This is a genomic window from Nocardia nepalensis, from assembly GCF_048910785.1.
Taxonomy (GTDB): Bacteria; Actinomycetota; Actinomycetes; order Mycobacteriales; family Mycobacteriaceae; genus Nocardia; species Nocardia nepalensis.
Map to the genome: position 1 here is coordinate 278,975 of NZ_JBKBET010000040.1, position 25,842 is coordinate 304,816.

At 66.8% G+C, this 25,842-nt stretch carries 25 protein-coding genes; 9 read left to right on the plus strand and 16 right to left on the minus strand.

Annotation, left to right across the window (positions count from 1 at the left end; translation table 11 throughout):
- Nucleotides 1–122 precede the first annotated feature (122 nt).
- Nucleotides 123–998 carry a hypothetical protein gene (locus ACHQ4I_RS38710; RefSeq protein ID WP_420776888.1) on the minus strand — a complete coding sequence of 292 codons (876 nt, stop codon included), beginning with the start codon at nt 996–998 and terminating at the stop codon, nt 123–125.
- 625 nt (nt 999–1,623) lie between these two features.
- Here ACHQ4I_RS38710 and ACHQ4I_RS38715 point away from each other — a divergent pair.
- The 3 genes from ACHQ4I_RS38715 to ACHQ4I_RS38725 all read left to right on the plus strand — a co-directional run bounded on the left by ACHQ4I_RS38715 (nt 1,624) and on the right by ACHQ4I_RS38725 (nt 3,077).
- The gene (locus tag ACHQ4I_RS38715; RefSeq protein WP_014981828.1) at nt 1,624–1,917 is read left to right on the plus strand and encodes a WhiB family transcriptional regulator; all 294 of its coding nucleotides are present in this window, start codon (nt 1,624–1,626) and stop codon (nt 1,915–1,917) included.
- Nucleotides 1,918–2,248: 331 nt separating this feature from the next.
- Entirely contained in the window at nt 2,249–2,824 is a 576-nt protein-coding gene (locus ACHQ4I_RS38720; RefSeq protein WP_420777083.1) for a sigma-70 family RNA polymerase sigma factor, read from the plus strand.
- A gap of 1 nt (nt 2,825) precedes the next feature.
- Nucleotides 2,826–3,077 (plus strand): RskA family anti-sigma factor, encoded by a 252-nt coding sequence (locus ACHQ4I_RS38725; RefSeq protein WP_420776889.1) that lies wholly within the window; start codon nt 2,826–2,828, stop codon nt 3,075–3,077.
- A gap of 191 nt (nt 3,078–3,268) precedes the next feature.
- Here ACHQ4I_RS38725 and groL read toward each other — a convergent pair whose 3' ends face one another.
- Together groL and groES are read right to left on the minus strand one after the other, a co-directional pair.
- Nucleotides 3,269–4,879 carry a chaperonin GroEL gene (gene groL / locus ACHQ4I_RS38730; protein ID WP_420776890.1) on the minus strand — a complete coding sequence of 537 codons (1,611 nt, stop codon included), beginning with the start codon at nt 4,877–4,879 and terminating at the stop codon, nt 3,269–3,271.
- Between the two features lie 88 nt (nt 4,880–4,967).
- A complete protein-coding gene (gene groES, locus ACHQ4I_RS38735) occupies nt 4,968–5,267 on the minus strand; it encodes a co-chaperone GroES (RefSeq protein ID WP_014981824.1) in 300 nt (99 codons plus the stop codon).
- 723 nt (nt 5,268–5,990) lie between these two features.
- Here groES and ACHQ4I_RS38740 point away from each other — a divergent pair.
- Entirely contained in the window at nt 5,991–7,547 is a 1,557-nt protein-coding gene (locus tag ACHQ4I_RS38740; protein ID WP_420776891.1) for a DUF7159 family protein, read from the plus strand.
- Between the two features lie 658 nt (nt 7,548–8,205).
- Here ACHQ4I_RS38740 and tsaD read toward each other — a convergent pair.
- The 7 genes from tsaD to ACHQ4I_RS38775 form a co-directional block, all read right to left on the minus strand.
- Nucleotides 8,206–9,249 (minus strand): tRNA (adenosine(37)-N6)-threonylcarbamoyltransferase complex transferase subunit TsaD, encoded by a 1,044-nt coding sequence (gene tsaD / locus ACHQ4I_RS38745; RefSeq protein WP_420776892.1) that lies wholly within the window; start codon nt 9,247–9,249, stop codon nt 8,206–8,208.
- Nucleotides 9,246–9,788 (minus strand): ribosomal protein S18-alanine N-acetyltransferase, encoded by a 543-nt coding sequence (gene rimI, locus ACHQ4I_RS38750; RefSeq protein ID WP_420777084.1) that lies wholly within the window; start codon nt 9,786–9,788, stop codon nt 9,246–9,248. Before rimI ends, tsaD begins: the two co-directional genes overlap by 4 nt.
- Nucleotides 9,789–9,793: 5 nt before the next feature.
- Complete coding sequence (gene tsaB / locus ACHQ4I_RS38755; protein WP_420776893.1) at nt 9,794–10,507, minus strand: tRNA (adenosine(37)-N6)-threonylcarbamoyltransferase complex dimerization subunit type 1 TsaB; 714 nt, start codon at nt 10,505–10,507, stop codon at nt 9,794–9,796.
- A gap of 89 nt (nt 10,508–10,596) precedes the next feature.
- A complete protein-coding gene (gene tsaE / locus ACHQ4I_RS38760) occupies nt 10,597–11,049 on the minus strand; it encodes a tRNA (adenosine(37)-N6)-threonylcarbamoyltransferase complex ATPase subunit type 1 TsaE (protein WP_420776894.1) in 453 nt (150 codons plus the stop codon).
- Nucleotides 11,042–12,124 carry an alpha/beta fold hydrolase gene (locus tag ACHQ4I_RS38765; protein WP_420776895.1) on the minus strand — a complete coding sequence of 361 codons (1,083 nt, stop codon included), beginning with the start codon at nt 12,122–12,124 and terminating at the stop codon, nt 11,042–11,044. The genes tsaE and ACHQ4I_RS38765 overlap by 8 nt, the downstream gene beginning before the upstream one ends.
- Complete coding sequence (gene alr / locus ACHQ4I_RS38770; protein WP_420776896.1) at nt 12,121–13,260, minus strand: alanine racemase; 1,140 nt, start codon at nt 13,258–13,260, stop codon at nt 12,121–12,123. The genes ACHQ4I_RS38765 and alr overlap by 4 nt, the downstream gene beginning before the upstream one ends.
- Before the next feature lie 179 nt (nt 13,261–13,439).
- Entirely contained in the window at nt 13,440–15,050 is a 1,611-nt protein-coding gene (locus ACHQ4I_RS38775; RefSeq protein WP_420776897.1) for an NAD(P)H-hydrate dehydratase, read from the minus strand.
- Between the two features lie 75 nt (nt 15,051–15,125).
- Between ACHQ4I_RS38775 and ACHQ4I_RS38780 the strand changes: the two genes are divergently transcribed.
- Complete coding sequence (locus ACHQ4I_RS38780; protein ID WP_420776898.1) at nt 15,126–15,551, plus strand: cupredoxin domain-containing protein; 426 nt, start codon at nt 15,126–15,128, stop codon at nt 15,549–15,551.
- A gap of 2 nt (nt 15,552–15,553) precedes the next feature.
- Here ACHQ4I_RS38780 and ACHQ4I_RS38785 read toward each other — a convergent pair whose 3' ends face one another.
- Nucleotides 15,554–16,027: a MarR family winged helix-turn-helix transcriptional regulator gene (locus ACHQ4I_RS38785; protein WP_420776899.1), complete on the minus strand. Its 474-nt coding sequence runs from the start codon at nt 16,025–16,027 to the stop codon at nt 15,554–15,556.
- A gap of 139 nt (nt 16,028–16,166) precedes the next feature.
- Between ACHQ4I_RS38785 and ACHQ4I_RS38790 the strand changes: the two genes are divergently transcribed.
- Entirely contained in the window at nt 16,167–17,363 is a 1,197-nt protein-coding gene (locus ACHQ4I_RS38790; RefSeq protein WP_420776900.1) for an MFS transporter, read from the plus strand.
- Between the two features lie 54 nt (nt 17,364–17,417).
- Here the strand turns inward: ACHQ4I_RS38790 and glmS are convergent, their stop codons facing one another.
- A complete protein-coding gene (glmS, locus tag ACHQ4I_RS38795; RefSeq protein WP_420776901.1) occupies nt 17,418–19,298 on the minus strand; it encodes a glutamine--fructose-6-phosphate transaminase (isomerizing) in 1,881 nt (626 codons plus the stop codon).
- A gap of 36 nt (nt 19,299–19,334) precedes the next feature.
- Here glmS and ACHQ4I_RS38800 point away from each other — a divergent pair, with 36 nt between their 5' ends.
- Nucleotides 19,335–20,192 (plus strand): dienelactone hydrolase family protein, encoded by an 858-nt coding sequence (locus tag ACHQ4I_RS38800; RefSeq protein ID WP_420776902.1) that lies wholly within the window; start codon nt 19,335–19,337, stop codon nt 20,190–20,192.
- Here the strand turns inward: ACHQ4I_RS38800 and ACHQ4I_RS38805 are convergent, their stop codons facing one another.
- Together ACHQ4I_RS38805 and ACHQ4I_RS38810 are read right to left on the minus strand one after the other, a co-directional pair.
- Nucleotides 20,193–20,753, minus strand: a complete 561-nt coding sequence (locus tag ACHQ4I_RS38805; protein ID WP_420776903.1) for a TetR/AcrR family transcriptional regulator — start codon at nt 20,751–20,753, stop codon at nt 20,193–20,195. It abuts the gene before it with no gap.
- Nucleotides 20,754–20,784: 31 nt separating this feature from the next.
- Nucleotides 20,785–21,240 (minus strand): DUF6640 family protein, encoded by a 456-nt coding sequence (locus ACHQ4I_RS38810; protein ID WP_420776904.1) that lies wholly within the window; start codon nt 21,238–21,240, stop codon nt 20,785–20,787.
- A 347-nt stretch (nt 21,241–21,587) separates the two neighbouring features.
- Here ACHQ4I_RS38810 and ACHQ4I_RS38815 point away from each other — a divergent pair, with 347 nt between their 5' ends.
- Both ACHQ4I_RS38815 and ACHQ4I_RS38820 read left to right on the plus strand, forming a co-directional pair.
- Nucleotides 21,588–22,739, plus strand: coding sequence for a WXG100 family type VII secretion target (locus ACHQ4I_RS38815; protein WP_420776905.1), 1,152 nt, complete (start codon nt 21,588–21,590; stop codon nt 22,737–22,739).
- Nucleotides 22,740–22,944: 205 nt separating this feature from the next.
- Nucleotides 22,945–23,715 carry an ESX secretion-associated protein EspG gene (locus tag ACHQ4I_RS38820; RefSeq protein WP_420776906.1) on the plus strand — a complete coding sequence of 257 codons (771 nt, stop codon included), beginning with the start codon at nt 22,945–22,947 and terminating at the stop codon, nt 23,713–23,715.
- A gap of 117 nt (nt 23,716–23,832) precedes the next feature.
- Here the strand turns inward: ACHQ4I_RS38820 and ACHQ4I_RS38825 are convergent, their stop codons facing one another.
- Both ACHQ4I_RS38825 and ACHQ4I_RS38830 read right to left on the minus strand, forming a co-directional pair.
- Complete coding sequence (locus ACHQ4I_RS38825; protein ID WP_420776907.1) at nt 23,833–24,117, minus strand: hypothetical protein; 285 nt, start codon at nt 24,115–24,117, stop codon at nt 23,833–23,835.
- 114 nt (nt 24,118–24,231) lie between these two features.
- Entirely contained in the window at nt 24,232–25,749 is a 1,518-nt protein-coding gene (locus ACHQ4I_RS38830; RefSeq protein ID WP_420776908.1) for a hypothetical protein, read from the minus strand.
- Nucleotides 25,750–25,842 lie beyond the last annotated feature (93 nt).

Sequence of the window (25,842 nt, forward strand, 5' to 3'; positions counted from 1 at the left end):
GAGATTTTCCTGGCGTTACAAGTGGCACCGTCGGTGAAGACCAGTGCTTCCACCGAAGGGGCGGAACGGATCTAACAATAGCGATACAAGCGGTGGATCCGGGCAACACGGTCGCGTCTTGATCATGCCCGGGACTCACTCATGGGACGAAAGCGCCCGCCACGACGGGCGATGGTCGCGGCGCACCACTGCGCGTCGGCTTCGGCCTCGCTCGCGCGTCCCCCGGTCGTCACCCCGGCGCGCAACATCGAACTGGCCCAACGCAATGGCAGTAATCCGTGCTCGCGGCACTGTTCGGCGACCTCGTCGGCGAGCACACTCGCGCGCTCGCCGTCACCGGATGCCGCGGCGGTCGCGGCGACCAGCAGCCGGGACTTCACGCGGTGTCGGACCGAGGGCCCGTCCTCGGCCAGCGCGAGGGCCGTCGCGGCGTGCGGCGCCGCGGTGTCGGCGGCTCCGGAGGCGAGTGCGGTCTCCGCGCAGACCCAATGCCAGCGGATCAGCGGTCGCCAGCCCGCCGCCGCCCCCGCTCGGGTCAGCTCGTCGTGACTGCGCCGCAGCAGCCGGGTGGCCAGCGCCAGACGGCCCGTGCCGAGCGCGTCGGCCGCGAGTCCGGTCAGCGCATCGCATACCGCGTCGGTGCGATCCGGTCCGGGCGCGTCCCGATCTCCGGCTCCGGTCGGCAGGATCAACGCGGCCGCGCGACCGTCGAATGCCGCGGCGCGGGCATGCCAGCCGAGCTGACGCAGCAGCGAACCCTCGGTACTCGCGGCCAGCGACAGCAACACCGGATCGGTGGTGCTGGCGCGTAGCGAGCGCAACTCCTCGCGCGCCGCGGCGTAGCGCCCCTGGCCACCGAGGATCACCGCTCGATACCAGGTATCGAGCGGGTGCGCGGCACCCGGCAACTCGGTAGCGGCATGTCCGGGGCAGGCGCCGAACGCCGCCTCGGCAAGCATGGCGGACTCGATATATATAGGGGAAGCTGGCGCGAACACGGCCGAACTCTATCCCGAGCGACGCGAGTGATCGCGCGGCAGGAAACCGTGCGCGAGGTACATCCGGCTACCATTCAGCATTTCTGGGCCCGGCACCGTGTTTCCATCAAGTAAAAGTGTCCTGGCAATCCCGTAGCGCGTGCGATCGGAATTCACATGCGTTTCGCGCAATTAACCTCAGCGCCCCGTTTCTGCCATCTCCCATCGACCGGTCGCCGCAGCCGCCGATCTACGCTGTGACAGACCACACGCCAGGATGGACCACCTACCGATGGTGATGCAACTACCGAACCCGTTCCCACCTGCGGGAATGCGGAATACTGACGCCATACGAAGGCACGCCGGCCTCTGGCCAACCGATCAGTATCACCGGACAGGCGTTAAAAGTAAACAGCTCGGAGGTTAAATTTCGCAGCTTAAGATTTAGAAAACGGCTGCATCGAACTATTGACGGAATTTCGCGGCTGGACCTAACGTAGCTCATCGCCACGGTCGGCGCCGCGCGAAATTGCAGCGACCGTAATAGGCGAGCCGAGGGCACGCCGCCGACCCAGCGCCGTGGCCACAACTGTTGCAGAACAACTGCTCGACAACGCTGACGAGCTCGCACCACGAGGAGTTCACCATGCCCATGCCTACCCACCTCCCCGGACCGAACGCCGACGTCTGGGATTGGCAGATGCGAGGATCCTGCCGAGGCCAGGACTCCGCGGTGTTTTTCCACCCGGACGGTGAACGCGGCCGCGCCCGCACCGCGCGCGAGATGCGCGCCAAGGAGATCTGCCGGGCCTGCCCGGTGCTCATGCAGTGCCGCAGCCACGCGCTCAAAGTCAGCGAACCCTATGGCATCTGGGGCGGTATGTCCGAGACCGAGCGCGAGATGCACGCCCGGCGCAACCGTCGTCGCATGGCCGTATAAAACGAACTTCTTCCCATCCAAGTGGTGCGGCGCGCCGAATGCCTAGCAAACACCCGGCGATGGCCACAAGCCGAAGTCGGTTGCACATACGGCGTTTCGCGATAAGCGTCGGCGTGTCATGGCGTGTCCCTCTCCACAAACGCCTGGCGTGTCGAGATTTACCGGAGAGTTGCTAGTCGGCGCGCGGTCTGCCGGTACCCCACCGCACGGGGTCCCATAGCGGCCCGCTACGGTAGTGACCGATGACACAGAATGGAGCGTTGTGACAACGCGGCCGCCGGCCGCAGAGGGCGACTCGTTCCGAAGAGAAGCCATCCCATCCGGCACTCGGGTGGAATCTGCGGTTACGGCACGCGCCGCCGAAAGTATCGAGCTCGCCGCACTTCTAGAGCGTTGCGGCCGGTCCGACCAGGAGGCATTCGCTGAGCTGTACGACCGAACGTGCGCGCGCGTCTTCGGTCTGGTGCTACGCGTACTGCACGACCCCGGATACGCGGAGGAGACCACACAGGAGGTCTACCTCCAGATCTGGCGGACCGCAGCAAGTTTCGACGCGGCCAAAGGATCCGCGGTCACGTGGTTGATGACCCTCGCTCACCGGCGAGCCGTCGACCGGGTCCGCGCCGAACAGGCCCATACCATGCGCGAAGTCGCTTACGGGATAAGGGTTCTCGGCAACGAATTCGATGAGGTCACCGAAGAAGTGGAGCGACGACTCGAACAACAGGCCGTCCTGGAAGGTCTGGGGACATTGACCGAGACCCAACGAGAGGCCATTTCGCTCGCCTACTACGGCGGGCGAACCTATGCCGAGGTCGCCACTCATCTCGGCGTAGGGTTACCGACCGTTAAGTCCCGTATACGGGACGGATTGACACGACTGAAGAAAAGTTTGGGGGTGACGTGAGATGAACGAAGCCCGGATCGATCTCGCGCACGCCGTCGCGCTCGGATCGATCGACGACGAAGACCACGATGCGTTACAGGAAGTGCTCGACGGTGAGGACCCCGCGCTACGCGCGGAATTCATGGCCGAAGTACAGGAGACGAAGGAAGTCCTCGCCGCCATCGCGGTGGCGACCGCGGTCGAGCCGCCCGCCGCCCTGCGCGGCCGGGTGCTCGCAGCCATCACCGCCGAGCAACCGCCGGTCGCCTCCTGAGAAATCCGTCACTCCGGACTTTCGCCGGTTGTCGGCACACGATCGGGCTGGCGGTCAGATATCTGCCCGACGAAATCAGTCGCTGCGGTTGATATTTTTCGACTCATTAGCTGACATTCTGTTCATATTGTTCACACGAGAAGGCCCCCGGGACGCGCGGTCCCAGGGGCCTTTTGCCGTGCGGCCTGCACTCAGTGCGCGTGGCCGTGGTGGCTGTGGTCGTGCTCCTCTTCGGCGGGCTTGTCGACCACGGCGCTTTCGGTGGTGAGGATCATCCTGGCCACCGACGCCGCGTTGACGACGGCGGAGCGGGTCACCTTCACCGGGTCCACCACGCCGTCGGTGAGCAGATCACCGTAGGTGAGGGTGGCGGCGTTGAAGCCCTCCTTACCGTCGGCGACCTTGCTGACCACCACGGCGCCGTCCACGCCGGCATTGGTGGCGATCCAGTACAGCGGCGCCTGCAGCGCGGTGCGCACCACCTCGACGCCGACGGCCTCGTCACCGGACAGCGAGTCACGCAGTTCGACGAGCTTGGCGGCGGCCTGCACCAGGGCGGTGCCGCCACCGGGCACGATGCCCTCGTCGACGGCGGCCTTGGCCGCGCTCACCGCGTCCTCGACCCGGTACTTGCGCTCCTTGAGCGCGGTCTCGGTGGCCGCGCCGACCTTGATCACCGCGACGCCACCGGCCAGCTTGGCCAGGCGCTCCTCGAGCTTCTCCCGATCCCAATCGGAATCGGTCGCCTCGATCTCCCGGCGCAGCTGCGCGCCACGGGCCGCGATGTCCTCGGCGGTGCCCGCACCGTCGATGATCGTGGTGTCGTCCTTGGTGACGACGATGCGGCGCGCCTTGCCGAGCACCTCGATGCCCGCCTCGCGCAACGTGATGCCCAGATCCGGGTTGACCACGGTGCCCGCGGTGACGACGGCCAGATCGTCCAGGAACGCCTTGCGACGGTCACCGAAGAACGGGGCCTTCACCGCGACAGCCTTGAGGGTCTTGCGGATCGAGTTGACCACCAGGGTGGACAGCGCCTCGCCCTCGACGTCCTCGGCGATGATCAGCACCGGCTTGCCGGATTCGGCGATCTTCTCCAGCAGCGGGAGCAGATCCGGCAGCGAGCTGATCTTCTCCCGGTTCAGCAGGATGTAGGCGTCCTCGAGAACCGCCTGCTGGCTGTCGGCATCGGTGACGAAGTAGGGCGAGAGGTAGCCCTTGTCGAACTGCACCCCCTCGGTGACGACGAGTTCGGTCTGCAGCGTCGAGGACTCCTCGACGGTGACGACGCCGTCCTTGCCGACGGTGGTCAGCGCCTTGCCGACCATCTCGCCGATCTCCTGGTCGCGCGAGGAGACGGTGGCCACCTGCGCGATGGCCTGCTCGCCGGAGACCGGGGTGGCCAGCGCGAGCAGCGCCTCGGAGACCGCGTCGGCGGCCTTGGCGATGCCCGAACCGACCGCGATCGGATTCGCGCCCGCGGCAACGTTCTTCAGGCCCGCGCGCACCAGCGCCTGGGCCAGCACGGTGGCGGTGGTGGTGCCGTCGCCCGCGACGTCGTTGGTCTTGGTGGCGACGCTCTTGACCAGCTGTGCGCCGAGGTTCTCGAAGGGGTCCTCGAGGTCGATATCGCGCGCGATGGTGACACCGTCGTTGGTCACGGTGGGGCCACCGAAGGCCTTCGCGAGCACGACGTGGCGACCACGCGGCCCGAGGGTGACCTTCACCGCGTCGGCGAGCTTGTCGACGCCGCGTTCGAGAGCGCGACGAGCCTTCTCGTCGAACTCGATCTGCTTTGCCATGTGTTTGTCAGCTCCTGTGTGTTCTGTGCCGAACGCACTCCGCCCCGGGTCGCGAAAGACACCGGGGCGGAACGCATGTGCCTATCGGCTACTTGGTGACGACGGCCAGCACGTCGCGCGCCGACAGGATGAGGTACTCCTCACCCTGGTACTTGATCTCGGTGCCGCCGTACTTGCTGTAGATGACGGTGTCACCCTCCTTGACGTCGACCGGGATGCGGTCACCCTTGTCGGTGACTCGACCCTCGCCGACGGCGATGACGGTGCCCTCCTGCGGCTTCTCCTTCGCCGTGTCGGGGATGACCAGGCCGGAGGCCGTCGTCGTCTCGGCCTCGTTGGCCTGGACGAGGATCTTGTCCTCGAGCGGCTTGATGTTCACGCTCGCCACGTTGAGCCCTCCACTTTCAGGGGATTTACGGTCGTCCGGAACTGTTGTCCCGGACCATCGGTATCGGTGTTGTTTCGAGCGGCCCGCAATCACCAGTGGCCACCCGGACTCGACCCTGCGCATCAGCCCCGTCGTCGCGGGTGCCGGGACCCCTGCTCAGTAGTCGAACTGGCACACGCACATCACACAGTGCCGACTAGCACTCTATACATGAGAGTGCCAGCGCTCAAGGTTGGACTGTGCCAAAACCATTGGCAGGGGGATATCGGCGTCACAGACCACGCCACGCCCAGACCGCTGAGGGCTTCCCAAGAGTTCGGCAAATCTGTAACGTTCGGATAACGGATTGTGACAGTATTGACGACGGTCGTGCTCCGCTCGCCGTGTTCGTCATGAACAGGCGTCGTGGGGGGAGCACCAAGCGTCACGAAATACCCAGCGGCACAGAGCAATACCCCGTTTCGCCAGAGCAAGATCAGCGTCAGCACGAGTTGAGGCCAGCGTCAGCCACCAGTCCGAACCAGCGTCACAGTACAAGCGTTTCTCAGTAGAAGCTTCACCAGAGGGCAAGACCACACGTGATCCATGGCCGTCCCAGCGACCCATCCGGACAACGGGTCGGCCGGGTCCCGCGTCCGAATCGATCGCCATCCATGCGAGCGCTTCGGCTGTCCATTCGAGATGGTCGGCAACACCATGACCATCCGCTCGAAGGGAGGTGACATGCGAACATCCCTCGGCATCTCGGCCGGTAACGAGGTCGTGTGCTCGGCGTTGGTCGCCACCGCGTCCAATGGCGCGCAGAGTTTCGACTATCGAGTGGTCTCCGCGGACGCGGCCCACTCCGATCTCGGCGATCTCGTCGCGTCCTCGATCGAGCTGATGACCACCCAGCTACCGACCACGCAGCTCTCCTACGACGTGGCCTTCCCCGCGCATCCGGTCGGTGCGCGCTTCGCCGGCGCGAAGCCGATCGGCGTCGACTCCGCCGGGCGCCCGCCCACCAGCGTCGCCGTCGCCTATCGCAGCAAAGAGCAGGCGCAGGTGATCCGCTCCGCGACCGGCAAACAGCGCGATCTGCGACTCGTTCCGGAAGGCGCCGCGGCACTGACCTACCTACGCCACACCGGACTCGTGGACCGCTACGAGACCGTCGCCATCGTCGATCTCGGCGCGACCGGACTCAGCGTCACCGTCGCCGACCAGGCCGACTCCACCATCCTGCGCACCGAACGCTCCGGCGCGATCAGCGGCAACGCCATCGACGAGCTGATCTATCACCACCTCCTCGATCTGCACTACGCCAGGCGCGGCACCCGGCCGAACCGGGGCATGCTGACCAACCGCGGTCGCGCCGCGAAGGAGCACCTATCGATCGCGCCGGCCGTGACGATCGACCATGTCGCCGGGCAACCGCTGAAGCTGACGAGGGCCGACTTCGAGGAACTGATCTCGGAGCTGCTGCGCGAGACCGCCGCGTTCGTCGCCGCGGTATTCGCGCGCTCGCCCAAATTCCCGCAGGCCGTGATCGTGATCGGCGGCGGCGCGAATATCCCCGCGGTTTTGTCCACCCTCGCCCATGAGCTGGACGTGATCGTGCACACCGTCGACGATCCGGAGGCGGTGATCGCCAAAGGCGCCGCGCTGGTGGCGGATTCGGCGCAGCCGTCGGTATTCCCGGTTCCCGCGCTCGGCGGCACGGACGCGCCGGTCGGCACCTTCACCAAGGTGGTCGGCACGCTGGCGGGTGCGATAGTAGTGGTCGGGCTGGTCATCGGCTACGGGGTGAAGACCTTCGCGCCGACCGCGGACGACGAGATCTCCCCCGCGGGCACCACGAGTAGCGCGCAAGTACCGACGCCGCCGGTTACGCCGCCGACCGGCGCGGGCACCTCGACCACGGGACCGAGCCGGGAGAGCGCGATCAGGCCCTCCGGCGGCATCCCTTCGCTCACGCCGGATCGAAGCCAGCCGCAGACCCAGTCCCCACCCGGAACGACCACCAGCGTCAACGCGCCGACGCTGCGTCCGGATCCGAACCTGCCGCCGATACCGTTCCCGGAGTTGCTCGGCCCGTTATTCGGTAATCCGAATTCGCCAGGTGCGGGATCGTCGGGGCAGGAGCGCGGACCAGCGCAAGGGTCGTCGGTGGCACCCACTCCGACGCCGCCGGAGCAAACGCAGACACCCGCACAATCGCGAATTCCGCTACCGCCGAGGGCGAATTCGGGGTCTTCTAATCAGTCGGGGGCTGCGCACGGGGTTGGGCCGAACGACTGACCGGCGTGCGCTTCGTGGTGCGGCGGGAGGGGTGGGGTGGAGGGGTGTCAGGGCCTGAGGGCATCAGGGGGCCGGAGGCGGATGGGGATGTCAGGGGCGAAGCGCGTCCACCAGGGTGGCCGGAGGGGCGGATGGGGACGTCAGGGGCCAAGCGACGCCGGGCCTGAGAGCACCAGGGTGGCCGGAGGCGGAGACGACGTCATCGCCTGAGAGCACCAAGCTCACCGAGTCCCGGACAGGGATGCGCCAGCAAGCCACCAGCCAGGTCCACGACTGGACAGACGATCACGTGGAAACTGTGGCGGTAAAACGCGAGAAGCCCCCGCCACCAGTGCCACCTGATCTTGATCGCCCCCTCGGGAACGCAACCACAGCCAGTCGACTGAGCTGGAAGCCGCGGGCCTGCCAACCCGGCTGCGGGAGGTAAGTCGGGTACGGCACACGACGCGCCCAGCACTGCACCGGCAAAACCACGGAACACCAAACCATCCGGGTCCAGCAACCCCTGGAAGTCGGTGCAGAACAACAGGACCTACCGCAGCCCACCCAACCCGAACGTCACCACTCACCCCCTCAATTGGACACGTGATCACGTGGAATCTATGGCGGCATCGCCCGAGAACCCACCGCCACCAGTGCCACCTGATCTTGGTCGCCCTTACGCGACTCGGCTGACGGAGACGGGGAGGCCGGGGTCGGTGGCTACGGTTAAGGGGGAAGGGGGGGTGCCGGCGGCGATTACGTGGGCGCCTAGGGCGGCGATCATTACGCCGTTGTCGGTGCATAAGCGGGGCTTGGGGACGCGTAGGCGCAATCCGGCTTCCGCGCAACGTTCTTCGGCCATGGAGCGGATTCGGGAATTGGCGGTGGCGCCGCCGCCGAGGACGAGAGTGTCGACGCCGACATCCTGGGCGGCGCGGATCGCCTTCATGGTGAGTACATCGGCGACCGATTCCTGGAAGGATGCGGCGATATCCGGAATCGGCAGTTCCGCTGCGGTGAAGCCATTTCGCTGGGCCGCCTCGACGTAGCGGGCAACGGAAGTCTTCAGGCCGGAGAAGGAGAAGTCGTATCTGGGATCGCGTGGTCCGGTCATGCCGCGCGGGAAGGCGATCGCCTTCGGATCGCCGTGTACAGCAGCGGCATCCAGAGCGGGGCCGCCGGGGAAGCCGAGGCCGAGCAGCCGAGCCACCTTGTCGAAGGCCTCGCCCGCGGCATCGTCGACGGTGCTACCCAGTTCGACGATCGGCTCGGCCAGATCGGTGACGTGCAGCAGATGCGTATGCCCGCCGGAGACCAGCAGCGCGACGCACGGCGGCATCGGACCGTGCTCGAGGGTGTCCACGGCAACATGTCCGCCGAGATGGTTCAGGGCGTAGAACGGCACATCCCACGCTGCCGCATAGGCTTTCGCGGCCGCGACGCCGACCAGCAGGGCACCGGCCAGTCCGGGTCCGATGGTGACCGCGAGTGCGTCGGGCTTGCTGATGCCCGCGGTCGCGAGCGCCCGACGCATCGCGGGCACGATGGCCTCGAGGTGTGCGCGCGAGGCGATCTCCGGGACCACACCGCCGAAGCGGGCGTGCTGTTCGACGCTGGAGGCGACCTCGTCGGCGAGCAGTTCGCAGCTCCCGTCGGCGTGGCGGCGAACGATGCCGACTCCGGTTTCGTCGCAGGAACTTTCGATACCCATGACGATCACGACAGCACCTCGTTCGGTTGCGCCGTTTCGCTCGGCTGCGGGCCCCAGACTTGGTTCGCGGCGGTCAACTCCGGCCTGCGCATGGTGTAGGCGTCGGCGCCGCTGGGATGGTAGTAGTTCTTGCGCAAGCCGATGATGTGGAAGCCGTGTTTGGCGTACATCGCGATGGCGGGGGCGTTGTCGGTGCGCACCTCGAGGAAGACCGGCCCGCCGCGCTTGCCCGCCTCGGCGAGCAGCGCCTCCAGCAGCAGGGTGCCGATGCCGCAGCGATGGGAGCCGGGATCGACACCGATGGTGTGCACCTCGGCCTCCGGGTGTTCGGCATCACCGAGCAGCGCGATGCCCGCGTAACCGACCATGCTCCCGGCGTCGTCGCGGGCGACGATGTAGCGGTTGTGCGGCCCGGCGAGTTCGGAGCGGAAGGAAACCGCCTGCCACGGATCGTCCTCCGGGAACAACAGCTGTTCGAGTTCGACACAGCGTTCGATATCCCCGCCGTCCATGGGCTCGATGCGAATCACGGATCTGCTGGGTTCCATGACCGTCACGCCCCCGTCCGATCGAGGGTGCGGTAACTCCGTTCGACCGCGTCCGGCCTGCGCAGGTACAGCGGGACCAATGGTTCCGGCGCGGTGCGCGCCAATAGTTCGACCGCCGCGACGCGCACCAGGCCGGCGGGCGACGGGGTCTCGGCCGGGAGCACGGGCAGGTCGAACAGGTCGACGTGCGAGGCGGATCCGGCGATCATGCTGGCGTGCACGGGATCCAGGTCACCGGGCTTGCTCACGTCCGGGCCCTCGATGCGATTTCCGTCACGGTAGCGCGCCCAGTACACCTCGCGGCGGCGCGCGTCGGTGACCACCAGGAGCTCACTGTCGGGCGTGATGTCCGGCAGTGCCGTTGGTTCGCGCACCGCGTCGGCGGCGATCGCGTCGAGGCTGCACACCCCGTAGACCGGTACGCCGAGCGCGTCACCGAAGGCGGCGGCGGTCGCCATGCCGACCCGGAGTCCGGTGAACGGACCGGGCCCGATGCCGACCACGACGGCCTCGATATCGGCCCTGGAACGACCTGCCTCCGAGAGACATTCGAGGATTTGCGGGGTGAGCACCTCGGCATGGGCGCGGGCGTCGACCCGGACGCGTGCGGCGACGGTGCGCACTCGCGCCGGAGCACCGGTGCCGGGTGCGGCCTGCTCCAGTTCCACCAATCCCGCTGTAACGGCGGGTGTCGCGGTGTCGACGGCTAGTACAAGCATGATTGACCCAACGATACCGGGTGGTACCTGCCCGCGGTGCGGAGCTACTGGGTAGCTACGCCACCGCGACCATCGGCTACCTGTGCGGACTATCCGACCCATTCCCAGATCGCGGTGCGGACATCGGAATTCGGTTCGCGCGAGAGCAACACGTACAGGTGCCGCTCTGCGAGGTGTTCCACGACACCCTTGCCCCACTCCACCACCACGACCGCCTGATGCAGATCGGTGTCGAGATCCAGCGCGTCCAACTCGTCCAGATCGCCGCCGAGTCGGTAGGCGTCGACGTGCACCAGCGGAACCGGCGCGGCGCCGACGCGCTGCCCGGCGCGGTGCTGGCGGGCGATGATGAATGTCGGTGAGCTGACCCGGCCCTGCACACCGAGGCCCTCGGCGATGCCGCGCGTGAGCGCGGTCTTGCCCGCGCCGAGCGGTCCGTCGAGCACCACCAGATCACCCGCGCCGAGTCCGGCGGCGAGTTCGCGACCGAAGGCTTCGGTATCGGCGACCGTGGGCAGGATTCGCTGCTGCCGTTCAACCACCGGCGACCTCCGAAATCGATGGGGTGTGCTCGATGACACCGGCGCGCACCAGTAGCCGGTCGAGTGCGGCGTTGACGATATCCGGGAATTGCAGGTGCGCCATATGCGCGGCGTCATCGAGGCAGATAAGTTCGCTATTCGGCAATTCGCGGGCCAGCGCGCGTGAATTGCGCAACGGGATGACGACATCGTGCGCGCCGCCGAGCACCAGCACCGGCAGGTGCGCCAGCGTGGGCAGCGCCGCCGATTCGTCGTGCAGTTCGATGGCCTTCAGGAATTTCACGATCGTCTCGACGGGTGTGCGGTCGATCATCAGCGTGCTGAATCGGGACAGGGTCGGGCTCACATGTCCGTGATACGAGCTGACGTGCAGTATCGGCGTGATCACATGCCGGACGGTGCTGCGTCCGGCCTGCACCAGGGCGGGCGCGGTGTGCACGGCCAGACGGAAGCCGTCGACCGCGGGATTGCGCAGCAGCTGTGTGATGCCCGCCGCGGTGACCTCGGCCGCCGCGGTCGAGAGCAGACCGATACCGATCACCCGCGCCGCGAACAACTGCGGGAACTGCGCGGCCGCGGCCAGCACCGCCATGCCGCCGAGCGAATGACCGACCAAGGCCACCGGACCGGTCGGCGCGGTCGCCTCGATGACGGCCGCCAGATCGCGGCCGAGTTGGGCGACGGTACAGCTGTCGGTGGTCGGTGTGCCGGAGCGACCGTGGCCGCGCAGATCGAAGAAGACCAGGCGAACCCTTGCGCCCCAATGCTTTTCCAGATCGCGGCGCTGGAAGTGGAAGGACTCCATGGTGTTGCAGAAGCCGTGCACGAAGATCACGGTGGCCGGGGCGTCGGGCGGACCGCATTCCCGGGTGGCCAGCCGCACACCGTCTTCGGTGAACACGGCGCCGGCACGGTCCTCATCGAGCAGGGCGAAGTTCTCGTCGCGGTATTCGTCGACGCGGGCGGGCCAGAGCACCCGGGCGCCGATGCGCCGCAGGGCGTGTGCACCCGCCAATGCGCCGACCACTCCGGCGGTGGCGAGTCCGCCGCCGACGACAGTGGTGCGTTTTGTCATCTGGTGCCCCCTATGTGGCGCCGAGCCACGCGGCCGTGTGGGGCGCACACGACCTCGTAGTGGATGGTGCCGAGCAGATCCGCCCAGTCCTGGGCCCGCGGTCGGTCCGCGCCGAACAGGATCGCGGTGTCGCCCTCGGTGACGCCAGCGGCGTTATCGCCCAGGTCGACGACGAATTGGTCCATGCAGACACGACCGACGTTGGGGCGCAACGCACCACCGAGCCACACCGAGAAGCGGTTGCTCAACGGACGGAATACACCGTCGGCGTATCCGGCCGGGATGAGGGCCACGGTGGTGTCGTGCGGTGCGATCCATTGGTGCCCGTAGGAAACGCCCTCGCCGGCGGCGACCGGTTTCACCAGCGCCACGCGGGCTTGGAAGGTCATCGCGGGGCGCAGGCCGAAGTCGCCGAGTTCGGGTATCGGGGACAAGCCGTACATCGCGATACCCGGGCGGACCATATCGAAGGCGAGATCCGGGCGGGTGACGGTTGCGGCCGAATTGGCGAGGTGGACCAGTTCCGGTTCGAGGCCGTGTTCCTTGGCGGCGGCGATGGCTTCGACGAAGCGGTCGCGTTGCACGTCGATGAAGGGGTGTTCCGGCTCGTCGGCGTGTGCGAGGTGGGAGAAGATCGCGCGTAACCGCACCGCCTGCTCGTCCACCAGGGCGCGCAGTGCCGCGAGTATCGCCTGGTACTCGAGCGGCGGGGTGCCGTTGCGATTGAGGCCGGTATCGACCTTGAGCGAGACGACGGCGGTCCGGCCGGTGTGGCGCGCGGCCGCCTCGATTGCCCGCAAATGCGCCAGGGACGAGACACCGATCTCGATATCGTGCTCGATCGCGGCACCGAAGTCGGCATCGGAATTATTCAGCCAGCACAGTATCGGCGCGGTGATGCCCGCCTCGCGCAACCGCACCGCCTCGGCGACCGTGGTGACACCGAGTTCGGCGGCCCCGGCCGCCAGCGCGGCCCGGCTCACCTCGACGGCGCCGTGGTTGTAGCCGTCGGCCTTGACCACCGCCATCACCGCCGCATCCCCCGCGTACGCACGCAGGATGCGCACGTTGTGGGCGATGGCATCCAGATCGACAACAGTCTCCACTTGCGCCTCCACGCTTATTGATCCTGCCATTCGCCGATGCGCTCGCGCGAGCGTGTCGGTTTACGCAGGCTGCGACGCCGACGAACACCTGCCTGGCCGCGAGGATCGCCGTGCGGTCGAGCAGTGGGGTTGCCGAGGCCAGCGGGCCCGACTCGGTTGCCGTCGCGGGACGAGATGGGCGGTCCAGGAATCGGTGCCGGGGAGCGCAGTCACCTCAGTCCGAGAGCTCGCAGGATGCGGATGGCGGGGCGGAGGTGGTCGAGGAGGGGGCTTGCCGAGGTCGGGGCGGCGTAGCGGTGGTCTTCGTGGGCGGCGAGGTTGGCGGCCAGGGAGTGGGCGCGGGCGGCGGCGGCCGCGGACCACGCTGGGTCGAGCCCTGCGGCGAGCAGAGCGCCGATGATGCCGGAGAGCACGTCGCCCGCGCCCGCGGTGGCGGCCCAGGACCCACCCGCTTCGTTGACGAGAACCGGGCGGCCCGGGGTGGCGACGAGAGTGGCGCGGCCTTTCAGCAGGACGGTGAGTTGCCAGGCTTCGGCGAGGTCACGGACGGCGGATACGCGGTCCTGGCCGACCTCTTCTCCGGTCAGGCGGGCGAATTCGCCTGCGTGCGGGGTCAATACGGTGGGGGCCGTGCGGCCGCGGACGAGGTCGGGATCGGCGGCGAGCAGCGTGAGGCCGTCGGCGTCGACGACGACGGGGAGGTCGGTGGCCAGGATTTCGACGAGTCGTTTGTGCGCGTCGGTGTCGGTGCCCGCGCCGGGGCCGAATACCCAGGACTGGACTCGGCCGGTGGACGAGATGGTCGGGGCGGCAATGACTTCGGGGAAGTGGTCGAGGACCTCGTCCGCGCCGGTTCCGGCATAGCGGACCATGCCGGCGGTGGCCGCGACGGCGGCGCCGGTGCACAGCACCGCTGCTCCGGGATAGGTGGCACTGCCCGCGCAGATACCGGTGACGCCCTGGGTGTATTTATCGTCAGTGGGTCCCGGTATCGGCCACCGCGCACCGATCTCCGCTGGTTCCAGGGCCGCGAGATTCGGTTCCGGAAGTCGTAAACCGATGGGCACCAGCTCGATTCGGCCGCAATAGGGCGCGGCAAGGGCATGCACCGGCTTATACGCGCCGAATGCGACGGTGACGTCGGCGCGAACGGCGGGGCCGGTGACCGCGCCGGTATTCGGATCCACGCCGCTGGGCAGGTCGGCGGCGATAATCGGAACATTCAGGGCGGCAACGAGTTCCGCGGCTTTCGGGCGCAGTGGACCGTGGCCGGAGATCCCGACGATACCGTCGATCACCAGATCAGGTGTGCCCGAGCCCATTTCGTCCAGGATTGGTACACCGAAACCGAATTCGGCCGCCCCGCTCACTTGGGCGAAGCTCACCTGCGCCGAACTCGAATCGACAGGGCTCACGTCGGCCGAGTTCGACCCAGCCGGACCGTATCCAACGGCGCTGGCCCCGGTAGCCCTCGATTCATCCAACACAGTTCGAATCCGGCCGCCCGCTTTGCGCAGTGCGGCAAGCCCTTTCGTGTGGGCGCGTTCCGGATTCAGCAGCACCGCGGTTACCGCGACGCCGCGGCGACGCAGCATCGATCCCGCCCACAGCACGTCACCACCGTTGTCGCCCGAGCCGACGAGCAGCAGCACCGACCGGCCCGCGATGCCGCCGGTGCGCGCTCGCAACTCACCCGCCGCCACCGTGGCCAAGCCGTAGGCCGCCCGGTGCATGGGCATGCCCTCGGGGACGCGGGTGAACAGCTCGGCCTCGGCCGCGCGCACCTCGTCGGCGGTGAAATAGCTCCGCTGGCTGGACATGAACGCTCGCCTCCACTGCGTCGATCGGACACTGCCGCGCGGTCCCGCACGGTCAGCAGACTACGCTTGGCCGTCATGCCGATGGTGCGCCGCGCGATATCCACCCAGGTCGCAGCCGGGTTCGTCCTGGCGACGACCCTGTTGCTGTCGAGCTGCGGCTCCGGTGAAACGAAGTCACCCGCCCCATCCAGCACCGCGAAGGCGGGCAGCCAGACCACCAGCACCAAGTCCGGCGACACGAAATCCGCGGCCGTCACGATCGACGTCGCGGATATGAAGTTCTCCCCCGCCGACGTCACCGTCAAGGTCGGCGACACCGTGACCTGGAAATTCAAGGACAGCGTCCCGCACACCGTGCAGGGCATCGGCGACAAGGCCATGGGCATCAACAGCCCGATCTTCGACAAGGGCGAATGGAGCTACACCTTCTTCGCCCCCGGCACCTACCGCTACCTGTGCTCGCTGCATCCCCAGATGCGCGGCACCGTCACGGTCGAGTAGCCCTAAGCCCGCGGTATTCGGGCGCTGTTGGTGTTCATCGCCTCCACTGCCGCGACCAACGGAGCCAATTCGGGATCGGCGGCGGCTTGGCCAAGGGCGCTCGACAGGGCCGCGTCGTGAGTGGGGCGCGCTTCGGACAGTAGTTCCAGGCCGGCGGGCGTGACGTCGGTGTAGATGCCGCGGCGATCGTCCGGGCAGAGGTAACGCTGCAGGAGGCCGCGGTCTTCGAGGCGGGTGACCAGTCGGGTCGTCGCGCTCTGGCTCAGCACCACGGCTTCGGCGACCTGATTCATGCGCAGATGACCGCCGGGTCCGTCCTGCTGGCGGCTGAGGACGACGAGCAGGGAGTACTCGCGCACGCTCAGTTCATGGCCGGATTGCAGGGCGCGTTCGATATGCGCCTCGATCCGATCGTGCAGCAGCGACAGTGCGTACCAACCATCGGCCAGGCCGGTCAGGGCGGCATCCGCGGTCATGGCGTTCCTTTGCGTCGGGACTCGTCCAATCCAGGATAGATGATCATCGCAATAGCCAGCGCTTGCAATTATCACGCGCCTGCAATTATTGTTGGCGCTCGTAAAGCTCAGGCACAACATCACGTGGAGGCTCGCGTCCATGCCGCTCGCACTACTCGCCCTGACGCTCGGGGCTTTCGGAATCGGCACCACAGAATTCGTCGTCGTCGGACTGCTCCCCGACATCGCCGACACCTACACGGTGTCGATCCCCACCGCGGGCCTGCTGGTCACCGGGTATGCGCTCGGCGTGCTGGTCGGCGCGCCGATCATGACCGGACTGGGTACCCGGGTATCGCGCAAGCGCATGCTGCTGGTCAGCCTGCTGCTCTTGATCGGGGGCAACGTATTGTCCGCGCTCGCACCGACGTTCGGCGTCATGGTGACCGGGCGCATCGTCGCCTCGCTGGCCCACGGCGCCTTCTTCGGCATCGGCTCGGTGGTCGCCGGAAGCCTGGTGAGCCCGGACCGCAAGGCCGGTGCGATCGCCATGATGTTCACCGGACTCACCGTCGCGACCATTGTCGGCGTGCCGCTGGGCACCCTGCTCGGACAGCAGTTCGGTTGGCGGCTCACCTTCCTGCTCGTCGCACTCGTCGGCCTTGCGGGGCTGGTCGGCGTCGCCGCACTGGTCCCCGAGCAGCCCGCACCGCACGACGCCCGCCTGCGCCATGAACTCGCCGTACTCGCCAACCCGCAGGTGCTGCTCGCCATGGCCATGACGGTGCTCGGCTTCGGCGGCGTCTTCGCGGCGATCACCTACCTCGCGCCGATGATGACCGAGGTCACCGGCTATGCGGAGAGTTCGGTCACATGGCTGCTCGTGCTCTTCGGCATCGGCTTCTTCCTCGGCAATCTGATCGGCGGCAAGTTCGCCGACCGGCACCTCATGCCGATGCTCTACCTGACGCTAGGCGGCCTCGCCCTGGTGCTCGCGCTGTTCACGCTCACCGCACACAACAAGGTCGCGGCCGCGATCACCGTCGTCCTGATCGGCGCCCTCGGCTTCGCGACCGTCCCACCGCTGCAGAAGCGCGTCCTCGACCAAGCGGGCAGCGCGCCGACCCTGGCCTCGGCCCTCAATATCGGTGCGTTCAACCTCGGCAACGCGATCTCCGCGTGGCTCGGCGGCATGGTGATCGCCGCGGGCTACGGCTACACCGCACCCAATTGGGTCGGCGTCGCGCTGGTGCTGACGGCTCTCGGCCTGGCCGCACTGTCCGGCAATCTCGAACGTCGCGGCACCCAAATGCCGAGCGAGACAACCGAACCCCCGGTAGCGGCAGGACAGTTCTGAACTGCCCGCCCCCGGCCGGTACGAATCCGGTGATCTACCTGCCGGTACCGAGCGCTATTCGACCGTGACGGACTTGGCCAGGTTGCGCGGCTTGTCGATGTCGTAGCCGCGGGCCTGCGCCACCTCGGCGGCGAAGATCTGCAACGGGACGGTGGACAGTAGCGGCTGGAACAGCGTTGGCGCCGAAGGGATTTCGATGAGGTCGTCGGCGAACGGGCGCACCGTGTCATCGCCCTCCTCGGCGATCACGATGGTCCGGGCGCCACGGGCCTGGATCTCGCGGATATTGCTGAGCAACTTCGAGTGCAGCACCGCGCGGCCCTTGGGCGATGGCATGACCACGATGACCGGCAGGCCCTGCTCGATCAGCGCGATCGGACCGTGCTTGAGCTCACCCGCCGCGAAACCCTCGGCGTGCATGTACGCCAGCTCCTTGAGCTTGAGCGCACCCTCCAACGCCACCGGATAGCCGACGTGGCGACCCAGGAACAGCACGGTCGGCACCTGCGCCAGTTCCCTGGCGATCGCACGCACCTGCGGCGCGGTCTCCAGCACCTGCTGGACCAGCTGCGGCATCGCCTCGAGTTCGGCGAACTCGCGCGCCACCTCGTCCGGATATTTGGTGCCGCGCGCCTGTGCCAGGGCCAGTCCGACCAGGTAGTTCGCCGCCACCTGGGCCAGGAACGCCTTGGTGGACGCGACGCCGATCTCCGGTCCGGTCCTGGTGTAGAGCACCGCATCGGACTCGCGCGGAATCTGCGCGCCATTGGTGTTGCAGATGGCGAGCACACGCGCCTTCTGCTCCTTCGCGTGCCGCACGGCCTCGAGGGTGTCGGCGGTCTCCCCCGATTGCGAGATCGCCACCACCAGCGTCGAACGGTCCAAAACCGGGTCGCGGTAACGGAATTCGCTGGCCAGCTCCACCTCGACGGGCAGCCGGGTCCAGTGCTCGATCGCGTACTTGGCCAGCAGACCCGCGTGATAGGAGCTGCCGCAGGCGACGACGAACACCTTGTCGAAGTCGCGCAGTTCCTGATCGGCGAGGCGCTGCTCGTCCAGCACGATCCGGCCACCGGCCTCGTCGTGGGTGAAGTGCCCGATCAGCGTGTCGGCGACACCGGCGGGCTGCTCCTCGATCTCCTTCAGCATGAAGAAGTCGTGGCCGCCCTTCTCGGCGGCGGCCAGATCCCAGTCGATGGTGAACGGACGGGTGCGCGCCAGCGCGTCGTTGCCCGCGAAGTCGGTGACCGTGTAGGTGTCGGCGGTGATCACCACGGCCTGGTCCTGGCCCAGTTCGACGGCCTCGCGGGTGTGCTCGATGAATGCGGTGACATCCGAGGCGATGAACATCTCGCCCTTGCCGACACCGATAACCAGCGGCGTCGAGCGGCGCGCGGCGACGATGACGTCGGGATGGTCGGCATGGGTGAAGACCAGCGTGAAAGCGCCCTCCAGCCGACGCAGCACGGCCAGCGCGCTCGCCGCGAAATCACCCGCGGTCGGGCCGTCGGCATACGCGCGCGCCACCAAGTGCACGGCGACCTCGGTGTCGGTATCGCTGCGCAGCTCGATCCCCGCGTCCTCGAGTTCCCGGCGCAGCGGGGCGAAGTTCTCGATGATGCCGTTGTGCACCACGGCCACCTTGCCGGTGGTGTCGCGGTGCGGATGCGCGTTGCGGTCGGTCGGCGCGCCGTGGGTGGCCCAGCGGGTGTGTCCCATACCCGTGGTGCCCGCGAAGTCACCGGTCCCGTTTTCGGCGAGTTCGGCCTCGAGATTGGCCAGTTTGCCCGCCTTGCGTTCCACCGCCAACACGCCCGCGCCATCCAGGATCGCGACGCCCGCCGAGTCGTATCCTCGATATTCCATGCGGCGCAAAGCGTCAACGACAACGCCGAGGGCGTCCCGGTACCCGACGTACCCCACGATTCCGCACATGGCTCACCAGAGTACTTATCGGATAACGTTCACGTCGTGTCGGCGTCTGTGAAATCACTCCTGAGCACCCTGACCAGCCGGGGGCCCCACCGTGTACTGCGCGGCAATCTCGCCATCGCCGGTCAACCCGGCGTGGTGTTCACCCCTGAATCCGGACTGAACCTGCCCGCCGTCGCGTTCGGCCATGGCTGGCTGACCGGCACCGCCAACTATCGCGCCACCCTCGAACACCTGGCGTCCTGGGGTTTTGTGGCCGCGGCCCCAGATACCGAGCGCGGGCCGATTCCGTCACATCTCGGGCTGGCCACCGATCTGCTCACCACCCTGGATATCTGCACCGGCGTCCGGTTGGGCGACGGCACGATCAGCGTGCACCCCGACCGCCTCGCCCTGGCCGGACACGGGATGGGCGCGGGTGCGGCGGTCATCGCCGCCGGACAACGTCGCGTCGCCGCGGTTGCCGCCCTCTACCCGGCGCCGACCGCCCCGACCGCCGAAACCATCGCGCCCGATATCGACACGCCCGCGTTGGTGTTGGCGGGGGCTACCGATATCGAATCAGTCAGCTCGAATGCGATCCCGTTGGCCGCCGCTTGGGGCGGGCGGGTGGTGTTGCGGGAGGTCGACGGGGCATCGCACAACGGCATTGTCGAAGGGCGTCGCGCTCTCGCCGCGCTGGGCGCGGGGAAGCATGAAGCCAAGACCGCGCGGACCACGCGGGCCATCCTGACCGGCTATCTGCTGCACAAACTGTTGCGCGACAAGACATATGCGGCGTTCTCCGATCCGGAAGCGGTTATCCCGCACACCACCGTCGTCGATCCGGAAGCCCCGCGCGAGCAGGAGAAGCCGAAGCTGTCGGTCGCTCAGATCGCCCAGCTCTTACGCAAGTGATCAGGGCCGAAGGCCGTCCAGCGCGAGTTCGATGAAACGTCGCCAGTCGCCGAACCCGTCGCGGCTGATCGTGGCGACCGCGCCGACGATCATGTAGAGGTCGGCGACGGTGGCGTCCGCGCGAATGCTGCCATCGGCCCGGCCCCTGGCCAGCAGTTCCGCACCGAGTTCGGCCAGATCATCGCGGACCGCACCGCGCGGTTCGGTGTCGCCGAGTACCGACTCGATGGTGCCGGACAGTGCGCGCCCCTGCTCGTGCACCTCGGCGACATGACCGAGGAAGCCGGCCAGCGCCTGCCTGGTATCCGGATTCGGGAGGCAGGTGCGGCGGACGTACTCGAGAATTCCGGCGAAGCGCTGCTCAGCCGCCGCCTCGATCAAGGCGCGGCGGGTCGGGAAGTGGCGGTAGACGGTGCCGACCCCGACCCCGGCGGCGCGCGCCACATCGGCCATCTGCACCTCGTCACCGTGTTCGGTGAACAGCGCCGTTGCGGTGGCGAGAACCTGCTCGCGGTTGCGGGCGGCGTCGGTGCGGCGCTTGCGGGTGTGCGGGTCGGTCATCGATCTCCCATGTTGGCTGGCCGATCGTAGGTTAGGCCGGGATCGGTGCGCGGGTGCGTTCGACAACGATCGCGACCGCCGAGATAACGAGCATTACCAAGGCGATGAACAGCTGTGGATCCAGGCCGATGACCTTGGTCGCGTCGGCCGCGTGCTCCGGATCCTGCGCGGCGGTGCCCGGGAAGAGCAGCGCGCCGAACATGGCCAGCCAAGTGACCGATCCGAGTGCGGCGGCCAGGAAGAACTGAGCGCGGAGGTTTCCCGTGCGCTGCCACAGGACGACCAAGCCGATCGCGCCGATCAATGCGCCCATGCCGATGTATTGGGCGTCATGGAATTTGGCGTGTGGGGGCCAGGCGGGGTTGTGCAGGTGGAGGTCGGCGATGTTGGGGATGACGAGGTCGGCGAGGAGGGGGCCGATGAGGGTGTTGAGGAGGACGGCGCAGATGAGGATGCGCGGGAGGGTCCAGTGGGTTCGGGTGGTCATAGTCGGCCTATCGGTCATGGTTTACGAACCGGAATCCGATTCCGTTTAACGGTAGGGCGGTGGCGGGCGAACTGTCAACGGGCTGTGGGCATTCCGCGATCGATCGGCTAGTTCGTTGTGTCGAGTCGTGGCTGTCTGTCGAACCGTCGACGAGCTGTGGGAACTCGTTTGTGGGCGCTTGCACGGTGGTTAACCGCTCGGTACGGTCGATCCAGCTGAACAGGGGGCGGGGAGCTGGTCCGGCCCCGATCGAATCACCGACGCAGTCGGCGACCGAGAGGGATCATCTTGATCAACAGGGGGAATGCCTTGCGCGGCACCGGGCTTGGGCGGAAAGGGGCGATCCGTTGACCGGCAACGAGTCCACCCAGATCCCCCCGCACGGGGAGAACGTATTCCGTTGGGAACGTACAGAAATCGAAGACGCTTTCACGCCATTGAATCCCAAGGTCGCGCATGACTCGGCCATGAGCTACTCGAATGTGGCCACGCAATGGGACCAGGGACTGGAGACCTTCGCCCGTTCCGTCCAAGGCTCGATCGCCGAGGCATGGGAAGGCTCGGCCGCCGACAAGGCCAAGGACGCGATCAACCGCTACGTCACCGACGCCCACAAACTAACCCCGCTGATCACGCAGATGTCCAACGACATGCAGTCCGCCGCCGAGGGCGTCCGCGCGGTCGCCAACGGGATCCCGGAAGCCAACCACCACTCCTGGACCGCGAACGTCTGGCCACCCCGCGCCCACGAAGAGGAAGGCACCAAGAGCGAGGCGACCGCTGGCGCCCGCAACGCCATGCTCACCAACTACGTGAACAAATTCGCCGAGTTCGACGGCCGAGTTCCCGTGCTGCCCACCGCACTCGACCCGACCAACCCACTGGACATCTCCGGCCCGACCAAATCCGGCGGGAACGGACCGGGATCGTCCGGCCCCGGCGGAACCTCCGGCGGCACAACGGGCGGCACCTCGAGCGGCGGCGAGACCAAGGACGGACCCAAATCCGAGGACAAGTCACCCGAGGAGACCGCGTCCACGGACACCGATCCGACCAACAGCACCTCCGGCTCGACCAACCCGAGCAGCACGACCTCGACCACCCCGACCACGACCACGACCACGACAACCACACCGAGCACCGCAACGACTCCGAGCTCGACACCGATCAGCACGGGCTCGTCGGGCTCCCCGGGCAGTTCCTCCACCTCCACAACGCCGAGCCCTGGCCGCACTGTCTCCGGCACCCCCGCCACAACCGGATCTACCACGCCCACCGCGGCCGCTACCGCCGCCACGTCCAGCCGTGGCACATCGGGCATGAGCGGCATGGGCGCGGGTGCGGGCCGGGGCAAGTCCGATGAGGACAGCACCCACCAGATACCGGACTACCTGATCAACGCCGCCAATACCGAAGAACTGCTCGGCGAAATCGCGCGGACCGTCGAGGGTGGTGTGATCGGCGAAAACCCCGAAGCCCCTCCGCCCGCCCGCAACTGAGCGCGGATATCGGCTCGGGCTGTGCGCCATTCGGTATCGACGCAGCCACCGGACCGCGGCCTCGTCGGCCTACTTGCAACCGCTGGGACTCGATCGGTCCGCCGGCGGACTCCTCCGCCGCATCGCCGACAAACCTACTGGCATGCGTATTACAGCCGGACACAGCGCGTCCGGCGCACACCGCACAATCGATTGGAATCTCTAGATGGCTGAATGGACTTGGGAGCCCGACGATTTCGCCGCGCTGTGGTTCAGCGCCGCGAACGACCGCTTCCCCAATCCACTCCGCTTCACCAGCCGCTTCGCCTATCGCGATGACTTCGAGGCCCACCGGGTCACCATGCGCGAGCGCTACTCCCGCGACGAACTCGAAGAGATCCAACTCGCCCTGCACACCCTGTCCGCCTCGACAATGCGCATCCAAATCTTCGGCGGCACAACCCAACACAAAAATCCCAACGGCGGCGTCCGCGTCTACCGCGTGGTCGGCGCGCGCACCGACCATCGCGCAATGTCACTGGCCCAAGCCACCTTCGGCGACACCAATGGCCCCATCCGCTGCCGCCTGTTTCCCGCGGACCACCTCCCCGCCCAACTCACCAGCTCCCTCCCACCCTGCACCCCCGGCACCCAGCCACCCGCCACCTTCCACCCCGACGATATCTACGGCCGCCCCAACGGCCACCTGGAAAGCGTCACCCGCAACTCCCCCCGCGAGCGCTACCAGCGCCTCCTGAACCGCCCCGCCGACGGCGGCGGCTCCGCCCTCCTCCATACCGGCCCCGTCAACAAACTCACCACCCCCCTCAGCACCGTCCAATGGCACGACATAACCAACGACGGCCGCTACACCGAACTCCGCTCCCAACACATAACCGTCCGCCCCACCACCCCCAACGACCTGAGCACCCACTTCACCACGTGGATCGACCAGGTATCCCAACGCCTCCGCGAAGCCGAAGAAGACCGCTGGTAGACCCATGCGCTACGGAGCGATCCGCGCTATCCGTCCGCGCGCATGCTCCGGCGAACGCTTGCCTTCCCCCTCGACCGGGCTTGGCATTTCGGCAGTGCCGCGGCGGCCTGCAGTCCCTCAGATCAGCCAGCTCTTACGGCGGTAGTACTCGGATTCCTCGTCGCCCTCGTCGTCGATCGGTGTGACAACATCGTGCGCTTTGCGAGCGGCAATCGAGCGCGCGATCGCCTCCCGCTGCTCGCGAGCCTGCGCCTCCAGGCGCTCCCGCTCCGCGCGCGCCTCGGCCTCCAGCCGCTCCTTCTCCTCCGCGTCGAAACGCTCCTGTTCCTCGTATTCCGCTCGAGTCTGCTCGACCGCGGCGAGCACCTCGGCTCCGTCGTGCTCACTGAGGCTCTGCCTCATATCCTCGTATTCCTGCTGAAGCCGCTGGACCCCACGCAGGTGTTCTTCCACGATGCAATCGATTTCGTAGGCGTAGTCCACGGTGTCATCACTTCCGATTGATTACCGAGATACTCACAGCGGCCCTGCCTCGGCGAGTTTGGCGCCGCTGTCGGCAGGCTCGCCGGGTTGGGGGACGTTCGGCAGCTGTTGCGGATAATGCTCGCCATCCTCCTCGCGTCTACCCGATGACGGGGTCCCGGGAACGGTCCCTGACTGTCCTGCTGGAGTCCCTTCAGACGCGGAGGTATCGCCCTTCGACTTCTCAGGCGTCGATTCCGGAGCGGGCTTGTCGCCCGATGTGGACTTGTCGTCCTCCCCCTTGGGCTCGTCGGTCGAAACCGTCAGATTCCCCTTGTCATCCAGCTTCACGCCGTACTCGTGCGTCTTGCCGTCCCCGTCGGTCATCACGAATTTCGGCTGACCATCGGCGCCGATCTCCAACTTCAGGTGCTTGCCGGCCAGGTCGAACTCGGCTTTGAACTTGTCGGCCTTTGTGCTGTCCGGTTTGCCGTCGCCGTCTTTGTCCTCGGTCTGGTCCGGATCGAGAACCTTCTCGATCTCTTTCACCGCGTTTTCGAACCCGTCCTTGATCGAGGTGCCCAACGATGTAAGTCCTTGTCCGACGGATTCACCCAGCGATGTCAATTGCGAAGCTGCCGAGGTCAGGGATGCCAGCCCGGACAGGAGACTGCTCGCTGTTGTGGTACTCGTCGAGGTCGTCGTGCTGGGTGTGCTGCCAGGACTGTTGCTCGACGAAGGTCCAGGGCTACTCGATGAAGGTCCAGGGCTGCTCGACGATGGTCCAGGGCTGCTCGACGAAGGTCCTGGACTGCTCGACGAAGGTCCGGGGTTCGACGGACCGGGCCCAGGATCGTTCTTCGTCGTATCCGCCGGCATCGGGTACGCCCCGGTGTCCAGCGTATTCAGCGCCTTCTCTAGGTCGCCGTACAGTCGGCGAATACTGTCCTCGGTGGTCTTGCACAACTCCTCGAATTTGGTCACGGTTCCTTCGACATGCGGAACAAAGATCTCTCGCAGCCATTTCTTGGCATTTTTGCCTTGATCGCTTCCGGGATAATTGATACCCAATTCGATCTGGATATCAATTTCTTTCCTGCCGCGGCCGTTTCCGTCCGGAATATCCGGCTGCGTCCTGTTCCAGTATTTGTCGACAGTTTCCGCCTTCGCCTTGACAATGCTCCGCAGTCCAGCGGTTGCCGACTTCAAGGTCAACGATATTCCGATGGCATGATCATGATCCGCCTCGGCCCTTTTGACTTGGGCATCCAGCATGTTCAAGGCCGCATCACCGGCCTGACCTTGCCACACCGAGGCAAGTGCGGACCGCTGCGTGCGCTGCACATTCAGCTCGTCATTCAGCGAAATGACAATTTTTTCGAAGGTAGTGGAAATACTGTCGAGCTGCGCGAGGTCCATATCACGCTCGGAGTCGTACTTCGCGCACAACTTCGTGTACTCGTTATCGCCACACAATTCTTTATTGCCGTATCCGAAATTTGCAAATACTTTCGCATACCTCGGCAGGTAGTGTTCGAAATACTGCAATCCGGGAGCGCCCGCGTCCAGCATCTCCTTGACAGTCGCATTCGCCGGGGCGGTGTACGCGGACGACCCATTATCGGCCATCAGATCGCTCCCCGCATGACAAATGCATCTATCCGC